The following is an 8,886-nucleotide window of genomic DNA, read 5'->3' on the forward strand; positions in this document are numbered from 1 at the left end:
CATCTGGCGATCGAAAGGCAATCTTACGAACATCTTCTTTGTTCGCTACGTTCGATGCATGGAGAGATCGCTGCGGGCCGCCCGGCTGGCCACCTTCGCCTACTTCGCCCTGAACGGCTTCCTCATGGGGATGTGGATCGTCCACATCCCCGGCATCGAGCACCGCGCGGGGACGGGCCACGCCGTGTTCGGCTGGCTCCTTCTGCTTCTCGGCGCGGGAGCCTTCGCGGCCATGCAACTCGCGGGGCCCCTCACCGACCGGTTCGGCACCCACGTCGTCGTACCGTTCGGCGCGGCGCTGTGCGGCGCCACCGTGATCCTGCCGGGCCTGGCCACGAACGTCTGGACGCTGGGCGCGGCCCTGCTGGTCTTCGGGGTGGGCAACGGCTGCCTGGACGTCAGCATGAACGCCCATGCCGTCGAGGTCGAACGCGGCTACGGGCGGCCGGTGATGTCCGCCTTCCACGCCACGTACTCCCTCGGCGGCGTCCTCGCCTCGCTCGTCGGGGCCCGTACGCTCGGCTGGGGCTGGAGCCCCGCGGCGACCCTCGCCGGGACGGCGGCCCTGGGCCTCGCCGTCGCGGCGGCGGCGTCCTTCGGGCTGCTACGGCCTGCGGCCGCTCCGGAAACGGAGACCGTCGCTTCGGGGGCGAAGACCCGCTACCGGACGCCCCGCCGCATCTGGGGGCTGGCCGCCCTGGCCTTGATGATCATGCTGTGCGAAGGCGTGGCCAACGACTGGAGCGTGCTCCATCTGCGCGACGTCCTGGACGCGCCCGCCGCCACCGCCGCCCTCGCCTTCGGAGCCTTCGCCACCGCCATGACGCTCGGCCGCCTGCTCGCCGACCGCGTGGCCGCCCGGTTCGGCCCGGTGGCCATCCTCCGCTACGGCGCCTCCGCGGCCGCCCTCGGCATGACCGTGGCCGCGCTCTCGCCCTGGATTCCGCTGGCGCTGCTCGGCTGGACCGTGTTCGGTGTCGGGCTCTCCGGCTGCGTCCCCCAGCTCTTCAGCGCGGCAGGCCACACCGACCAGTCCACGGCGGGCGCCAACGTCTCCCGCGTCGCGGGCCTCGGCTACCTCGGCGTGCTCGCGGGTCCCGCCGTCATCGGCCCGCTGACCCACCTCGTACCGCTCAACCTCACCTTCTTCCTGCCGGTGGCCTTCTGCGTCATCGCCGCGTGCGCGGCGGGCATCCTGCGGGCTCCCGGGGCGGTCGTTCGAAAAGCAGTTGCCCCGGTGGGCGTACGGGGGTCGGATAGTGCCCCATGACCCCCATCGACGCCGCTCTCGTGCGGCGGCTGATCGCCGGACAATTTCCGCAATGGGCGGCGCTGGCCGTCGAACGGTTCCCGTCCGGCGGCACCGTCAACGCCGTGTACCGGCTGGGCGATGCCATGGCCGTACGGCTACCACTGGTGGCGGGCGGAGCCCAGGACGTATCGACGGAACGGAAGTGGCTGCCCCGCCTCGCACCCCTGCTGCCCACGGCCATCCCCGAAGTGCTCGGCACCGGGGAGCCTGCCGAGGGATATCCCTGGCCGTGGTCGGTGCACCGCTGGCTGGCGGGGGAGAACCCGAAGGAAGGCGCACTGAGCGAACCGTCGCTGCTGGCCAAGGACCTGGCCGGGTTCGTGGCCGCGATGCGGAACGTCCCCCTGCCGGATGCCCCGAGGGCCTACCGCGGCGGCCCCCTCGCCACCCTCGACACGGAGACCCGGGCGGCGATCGAGCAACTGCGCGCCATCCCGGAGGAGGACGTCGATTGCGACGCCGCTCTCGCTGTATGGAACGACGCCCTGCACACCCCCGACTGGGACGGGCCGCCGGTATGGCTGCATGCCGACCTGATGCCGGGCAATCTGCTGGTGGACGCCACCGGTCGCCTCACTTCGGTGATCGACTTCGGCTGCATGGGCGTCGGCGACCCGGCCTGCGACCTCTTTCCGGCCTGGGGCCTCCTACCGCCCGATGCGCGGTCCGCCTTCCGTGACGCGCTGGCCGTGGACGACGCGACCTGGACCCGAGGCCGAGCCCGCACCCTCTCCCAAGCCCTGATCGCCCTCCCGTACCACCGGACGAGAACCCCGGCGATGGCCCGCAACGCCCGCCACGTGATCCGAGCGGTCCTGGGCGAGGCCTGAGGCCGCTACCTCCGCCACCCCAGCGCTTCAGGGCTGAATTCGACGAGACTCGCCCACACGATGTCCGCCCCGGCCTCGCTCAACTCCCCGGCGGAGCTACGGCCACTGGCGACCCCCACGGCCAGAGCCTCGGCATCGAGGGCCCCGCGAACATCGTGCGGCGTATCCCCGATGACGACGGTCCGCCTGCCGTCGAAGGCGTGCCCGTACTTCTCCGACGCCCGCTTGCGCGCCAGACGCACGAGGTCGGCTCGATCACTACCGTCGTCGCCGTATCCGCCGACCTCGAAGTCGAGCCCGTCGCCCAGGCCGAGGGCGGCCAGCTTGGTGATGGCCACCGGGCGAAGATTGCCGGTGACCGCCGACTGCACGGCGCCCCGCCCGGCACACGAGCCGATGGCCTCCCGAGCACCGGGCAACACCACCCCGACCTCGCGCATCCGCCCCTCCAGCCCTTCGGCTGCCGCCGTGAGCGCGGCGTAGAACTCACCGAATAGCGCTTCCGGCTCATCGATCCCGTTGAGGCGCAACGTCTCCACCATGATGGCCTGCTCGGTGCGCCCGGCCATGGCTGCCAGCCCGCCGAGCCGTTTGCCTGTCACCTTCTCGAAGGCCCGCTCGTAGAGGCTGCGACTCACCCCGTCCTTGATGCTGACCAACGTCTGGTCCACGTCCCAGAGGATCAGGACGGGTTCGGGGGTGCGGGCGGCAGGCATGGCGACAGCGTAGAGGTGAGCCCGGGTGGCGTGCGACGGGGCCACCGCCTGCCGGTGCGGTCGGCGGCGGCTGCTCGCAGAAGGTCCAGGACGAGGCAGCCGGGGTATGCGCCGAACGCCGGGTACTCGTGCCGGTAGTAACGAGACCAGTAGCTCACCACTCGGCGCTCGGTCCGCGCGAAGAACGCCGGATTCCGGGCGACGAAGGCCCCGTACAGGTGCCGCTGTGCAGACCCCGGCGTGGCTACGTCGGCGATGCCGCTGCGGATCGCGTCCAGGATCTCCACGACGTATTCGCCGACCAGCTGCACTACGAATGGGACCACCCATGGCTCGTGCGAGCGGACGATCTGCTCCAGGTGGCGCTGGCGGACCATTCCGTCATGGTGGCGTGAGTACAGGCAGTGGAGGATACCCACTTGTGTCGCAGTGAGCCGGTGCTCCGCGTCGGCGGGTGGCTCATCGTTGTAGATCCGGGAGGGGATGCTGACGGTCTCGCCGGACACGTCGACCGGGAACGGCGACATGAAGGGATGCTGCGGTTCTGGCATGACGGCCAGAACGGCGCGCACGTCATGCACGAGCTGCGAAGGGAAAGCCCCCGCGAGGTCAGCGTTGGTCCCCGTCATGTCGGCGATTGAGAAGCGGTTTGATGCGTGACGTGTTCGGGTGTCATGCCTGACGCGGTAATGAACTCGGCCAGGAGGCCGCGGGCGTCGGCGTGGCCGAACGCCGTCAGGATGTAGCCGGGCGAGGGCGCGTTGTGGATCTCTCGGACTAGGGCTGCCAGGGTCCCGCTCGGGAGTGCGAATGCGAAGGTGAACCATTCGCCGAGGTCGTCACGGGTGGTGTCGGCGCATCCCCGCAGCGACTCCAGCCCCTCGGCCGTGACCGCCAACTGGGCGACGTACGTCTGAGGCGATCCGCGGAAGTCGGTTGCCGGAATGCGCCTCGCTCGCTCAACTCCACTCAACGATCCAACCGCCCTCGACGAAGAACGCTTCCAGCGACTCACGGTCCTCCACCCAGTAGTCTCCACAACCGTTCCGGAAGTCTCGATCGCAGGCCATCAAGATCAGATAGCTCGGCGGAGAGTCGGGCAGCTCCTGGACCTTGACGTATTTTCCTGCCTCATCTCCGGCGCAGATGCGTCCAACTCTATCGACCGGTGGCGACCTCATGTTGCTCACGTGACGGAAAGGGGCATCTTTCAATATGGCTGGTACTTCGGAGTGCGTTTCATGAAGAAACTCGATGAAAATCGTGGAATGTCGCCCTTGGTTAGTGGGAGGTTGCTTGAGAGAGTGTTAGCCATCAACTCGAGGTGATGGCGCCCGCGTCATCCATACGGTGATAGACGGCTGCCTTGGCGGCCGTCGAGGGATTACGAGAAGCGGTCTACTGCTGCCCTCCTCGATCCTCCAGTCCATAGAATCGGAAAGTTTCCGCTCGTTGCTCATCGGTGGTCACAACGTCTTCGGCGGAAGCGGGGGCAAAAATGTCCACGGTTTCATCATTGATGGTGCGAGAGGCTGGATTGAACGTATATGCGAACCTTCCGTCGGTCATTTGCGCCTGCATGCCAGAAAGTACGATGTCCGGGCGGGCTCCTTGGCAGCACAGAAGGAACCCCTCGGCTTCCAGGTCTTTGCGCAGCTTTCTGAGACATGCTGTCAAATGATCGCCTTCATACGAGACGGGAGCATGTCCCGCTCGTGTCATCTGTATGGAATGGGGTGGCGATGTGGAGAAAGTCAAGTCTACTGTCTGAGTGAAGCCGTCGCCTCGTTTGGCGATCAGTGAAACTGAATCCGTCATTGCTATCCCTTGAAGTGTGGGTTCGGTATCCAGGTGCCCTTTGAGTCCCATGCGCCGACAATCTCGGAGGCGTCTATGGAGCGGGGGTATGCGAACTCAAGTTCATTCATGTGAGGATTGCTAGGGAGGCGAACATTCACGTCGACCCCGCCGTCTCTGGCCGCGATGTGGAAGACGTTGCCGTTGCTTGTTCTTTGTCGACTCAAAGCGTGTTCTAGGGATTCTGTAGTCGATACGTATCCGGAATGGGGGGTGAAGTCGCCCGCGATTCCGTATACGTGTTCCTCTAGGTTCAGGTTGTCTCCTCGTGGTTTAAAACCATCTTGGAATATCTCGTCTATGGTGCGTGAGTCTCGACGATAGCGTTCGTAAGGCGCGAGACCGAAGGGGTCGGTCCAGGTGTGGGGGTTGTGGACGTAGGTTGCGGGGTTGGGGGCGGGGGTTAGGCCTAGGGGGTCGGGGGATAGGTAGCGGGCGGAGTCTGGGTCGTAGTAGCGGTGGAAATTGTAGTGGAGGCCGGTTTCCGGGTCGAAGTATTGGCCCGGGAAGCGGAGTGGGGTGTAGGCGGTGCTGTTGGCGGCCCAGGTGGTGGTGCCCCAGAGGGTGGAGCGGGTCTGCCAGACGACGGTGCCTGATTCGTCGACGAGTTCGGTTGGGGCGCCGACGAGGTCGGTGATGATGGCGAAGAATCGGGAGTCGATTTCGCGCTGGGTGGTTGCTTCGGTGATGCGTTCGGTCTGGGCTATGGGGCGCAGGCCGTCGTGGTCCCATGTGAGAGTGACTGGGTTCGGTAGGTCTGGGGTGGCGGTGGTTTGTTCTATGAGAATGGGGCCGTCCCAGGTGAAGTCGGTCTGCTCCAGGACGGTTTCGCCGTCGGTGGCGAGGCGTTGCTTTGTGGTGCGGCGGCCGAGGGGGTCGTAGAGGTAGCGCCACACCGTGCCGTCGGGGGTGGTGACACTTGTGAGGCGGTCTTCGGCGTCCCAGGTGTAGTGCCAGGTGTCGGGTTTGCGAGACAGGCGGGTTCTCTGGCGGAGAGTGAGACGGCCTGCGTCGTCGTGTTCGTAGCGCCGGCTGCCGGCGCGGGTTATTCGGGTGCCGGTGTAGGTGCGTTCGTGGGGTGCGCCCTTTGAGGGCCAGGTTGCTTGGGTTTGGTTGCCTGCTTCGTCGTAGGCGTACGTCTCGGTCCAGCCGGAGGCGCGGACCGTTGTCACGCGGCCTGCCGCGTCCAGGTCGAAGGTGCTCGGGCCGTTCAGGCGGTCGTTCACGGCGGTGACGTTGCGGTCTGCTCGGTGGGTGTAGGTGCGGTGTTGGATGGGGGGCGGTGTCGGATCCCCCGGCAAGGGACTGGGCGGTCAGGCGGCCCAGGGGATCCCAGGTGTTGGTGAGGGTGAGCGTGTTGCCGATGCGGCGGTTTGTCTCGCGGCCCGTGGCGTCGTGTTCAGAGGCCAGTGCGTGGCCACCGGCGGTCAGGGCGGTGCGGTTACTCGCAGGAGTTCCAGGACGAGGCAGCCGGGGTATGCGCCGAACGCCGGGTACTCGCGCCGGTGGTAGCGAGACCAGTAGCTCACCACCCGGCGCTCGGTCCGCGCGAAGAACGACGGGTTGCGCGCGATGAATTCCCCGTACAGGAGCCGCTGGGCGGATCTCGGCGTGGCTACGTTGGCGATGCCGCTGCGGATCGCGTCCAGGATCTCCACGACGTATTCGCCGACCAGCTGCACGACGAATGGGACCACCGAGGGCTCGCCGGAGCGGACGATCTGCTCCAGATGGCGCTGGCGGATCATGCCGTCACTGTGGCGTGAATACAGGCAGTGGGGGATCCGCAGCTGCGTCGCGGTGAGCTGGTGCTCCGCGTCGGCGGACGGCTCGTCGTTGTAGATCCGGGAGGGGATGCTGACGGTCTCGCCGGATACGTCGACGGAGAACGGCGACGTGCGGGGATGCTGCGGTTCCGGCATGACTGCCAGGACGGCGCGCACGTCATGTACGAGTCGCGACGGGAAGGCTCCCGCGAGGTCGGTGTTGGTCTCCGTCATGTCGGCGGCGGAGAAGCGGTTTGATGCGTGACGTGTTCCGGTGTCATGCGTGACGCGCTAAGGAACTCGGCCAGGATGTCGCTTGGCCGATCGCTGTCAGGATGTAGCCGGGCGAGGGCGCGTTGTGGATCTCTCGGGCTAGGGCTGCCAGGGTCCCGCTCGGGAGTGCGAATGCGAAGGTGAACCATTCGCCGAGGTCGTCGCGGGTGGTGTCGGGGGATCCCCACAGCGACTCGAGCCCCTCGATCGTGACCCCCAGCTGGGCGACGTACGTCTGAGGGGATCCGCGGAAGTCGGTTGCCGGAATGCGCCTCGCTCGCTCAGCTCCAGTCAACGATCCAACCTCCCTCGGCGAAGAACGCTTCCAACGACTCACGGTCCTCCACCCAGTAGTCGCCACAGCCGTCCCGGAAGTCTCGATCGCGGGCCACCAAGACCAGATAGCTCGGCGGGGAGTCGGAGAGTTCCTGGATCTTGACATTCTTCCCTGCCTCGTCCCCGGTGAGGATGTGTCCGACCTCCATGTGGCCGGCCATCAGTCCAACTCGTGTACTCGCTCCATGTGCTCGATGATCTTGACCCTGGTGGCCGTCAATCACCGAGTTCAGACTTTGCCGCTCGAGCGATCTCGCGCAATTCTTGCCATTTAGGGGAATTTCTGAGTGCCTGCTCATTCCGCAGGCTAGCTTCACTTTCTGTCATCGCTGCAAGATGATCATTGATCGGTTTTATGGTGTCCAGTTGTCGCGGCAGGGAGCGCGCCTTCCCTCCTTTTCCCGGACGCAAACTGGTATACGTCGTCGAATTCTAGGGCGAGTTCGTCCACGCCCACGCTCAATTGGCTGATGTGCTCGAGTTGCTGGTCCGAGTCCCAGCCTAGGGCGTCCAGGGTGGCTATTAGTTGCCGGTGGAATGTGGCGCGTTGAAATTCCATCATCGCGTGACTCCTCCCAGCCTCTTTCCCTGTGGCACCCATCACCTGGCTGCCATTGAAGTAATCGAACAGTGTCCCGTCCAATGGCTGACGGTCCACCGACCAGTAGGCGTCGGAATTGCTAATTTTTAGGTTTTCCCCAGGAGGCCGTAAGGAAGTAGATCCACCAGACGGGGTTGATGAAGTTGAGCCAATTTTTCCTGTTTCTGAGGTGGCGTTCCCAATAGGCGTCTTGCTCCTCTGGCGATCCGATGTAATTGGGCGGACAATATCCGAAAATTGGAACCAAATCGCGTACTGTAGGTGGGCGCCACATGTGTAGCATGTAGAGCATCCAAGCGCCGTGCGATGCCGAAAGTCCGGAAGGTCTGACATTGATCCTGGTGCCGTTGCAGCAAATTTTTACTCTCTTTGGGGCGAGGTTGCTGTGCATGGACCGCAGGGCTTCAAACGCGTTACTCCCTGTCGCCTCGGATTCGATCCCACGAGGAGACTTCAAGCGTAGATGCCATGGTCCGTCTCCTTCGATTGCAACCTTCCACTCGACCTCTTGGCCGTCAATCTGGACACGTACTGGGAGCTCTTCGTTCATTGTCCGAATCCAGGATTTTCGATAGTTTCGCCTGTGCGCATTCCGTAGCGCCACCTTTCTGCGCGAACAATATTGCTCGGGTCGATATTTCTGTAAATTACTTCTCTCTCGGACGGGAAGCCGGTCCCGTTTATGAAGGATCGAACAGCGCCGCCCATCGCCCGATTCACGTCTACGCCGTACCCGTTTCCGCGAATCTCGTACACCCAAGTTCCGCGCCCCTGGGCCGATTGGGGGAAATTGCCTGCCTGGCTGGCGCTCTTACTCGTGCCTACCCAATTGGATGGCGTGTCGTGGAGTGCGTACTGGCCGATGTCCTCATTGGTGCCTTTCGGTGAAAAGCCATTCTGGAATACCTCGTCGGGATGTCGTGCGTCCCCGCGGAAGACCTTCCCTGGATTGATCACAGCCCTGCGGCGCACGTTGAAATCGTCCGCGACCCCCTGGCGGCACGGAGTAAGTCCCTCGGGGTCACTTGCCGCAAGCGGGTTATGGACGTAGGTTGCGGGGTTGGGGGCGGGGGATATTCCTAAGGGGTCGGGGGATAGGCAGCGGGCGGAGTCTGGGTCGTAGTAGCGGTGGAAATTGTAGTGGAGGCCGGTTTCCGGGTCGAAGTATTGGCCCGGGAAGCGGAGTGGGGTGTAG

At 64.9% G+C, this 8,886-nt stretch carries 10 protein-coding genes and 1 pseudogene; 2 read left to right on the forward strand and 9 right to left on the reverse strand.

Annotated elements, in window-relative coordinates; genetic code table 11:
* The first annotated feature begins 58 nt into the window (after positions 1-58).
* A complete protein-coding gene (locus ACWC5C_RS38120) occupies positions 59-1,270 on the forward strand; it encodes an MFS transporter (RefSeq protein WP_450883252.1) in 1,212 nt (403 codons plus the stop codon).
* Complete coding sequence (locus tag ACWC5C_RS38125; RefSeq protein ID WP_450883254.1) at positions 1,267-2,142, forward strand: aminoglycoside phosphotransferase family protein; 876 nt, start codon at positions 1,267-1,269, stop codon at positions 2,140-2,142. Before ACWC5C_RS38120 ends, ACWC5C_RS38125 begins: the two co-directional genes overlap by 4 nt.
* 5 nt (positions 2,143-2,147) lie before the next feature.
* On the opposite strand, the gene ACWC5C_RS38130 is transcribed toward ACWC5C_RS38125, so the two are convergent.
* The 9 genes and pseudogenes from ACWC5C_RS38130 to ACWC5C_RS38170 form a co-directional block, all read right to left on the reverse strand.
* Entirely contained in the window at positions 2,148-2,858 is a 711-nt protein-coding gene (locus ACWC5C_RS38130; protein WP_450883256.1) for a haloacid dehalogenase-like hydrolase, read from the reverse strand.
* Positions 2,825-3,487, reverse strand: coding sequence for a hypothetical protein (locus ACWC5C_RS38135; RefSeq protein WP_450883258.1), 663 nt, complete (start codon positions 3,485-3,487; stop codon positions 2,825-2,827). The genes ACWC5C_RS38130 and ACWC5C_RS38135 overlap by 34 nt, the downstream gene beginning before the upstream one ends.
* Positions 3,484-3,756, reverse strand: a complete 273-nt coding sequence (locus ACWC5C_RS38140; protein ID WP_450883260.1) for a hypothetical protein — start codon at positions 3,754-3,756, stop codon at positions 3,484-3,486. The genes ACWC5C_RS38135 and ACWC5C_RS38140 overlap by 4 nt, the downstream gene beginning before the upstream one ends.
* 500 nt (positions 3,757-4,256) lie before the next feature.
* Positions 4,257-4,676, reverse strand: a complete 420-nt coding sequence (locus ACWC5C_RS38145) for a hypothetical protein (RefSeq protein ID WP_450883262.1) — start codon at positions 4,674-4,676, stop codon at positions 4,257-4,259.
* A 2-nt stretch (positions 4,677-4,678) separates the two neighbouring features.
* Positions 4,679-6,164 (reverse strand): annotated as a pseudogene (locus tag ACWC5C_RS38150) (RHS repeat-associated core domain-containing protein); the annotation flags it as partial.
* Entirely contained in the window at positions 6,143-6,715 is a 573-nt protein-coding gene (locus ACWC5C_RS38155; protein WP_450883264.1) for a hypothetical protein, read from the reverse strand. The gene ACWC5C_RS38155 and the pseudogene ACWC5C_RS38150, both read right to left, overlap by 22 nt.
* Positions 6,716-7,035: 320 nt before the next feature.
* Positions 7,036-7,251 (reverse strand): hypothetical protein, encoded by a 216-nt coding sequence (locus ACWC5C_RS38160; protein ID WP_450883266.1) that lies wholly within the window; start codon positions 7,249-7,251, stop codon positions 7,036-7,038.
* Between the two features lie 179 nt (positions 7,252-7,430).
* A complete protein-coding gene (locus tag ACWC5C_RS38165; protein WP_450883268.1) occupies positions 7,431-7,733 on the reverse strand; it encodes a hypothetical protein in 303 nt (100 codons plus the stop codon).
* A 504-nt stretch (positions 7,734-8,237) separates the two neighbouring features.
* On the reverse strand, positions 8,238-8,886 hold a 649-nt coding region (locus ACWC5C_RS38170), incomplete at its 5' end, for an RHS repeat-associated core domain-containing protein (RefSeq protein ID WP_450883270.1).

This window comes from Streptomyces sp. NPDC001700, assembly GCF_053596435.1.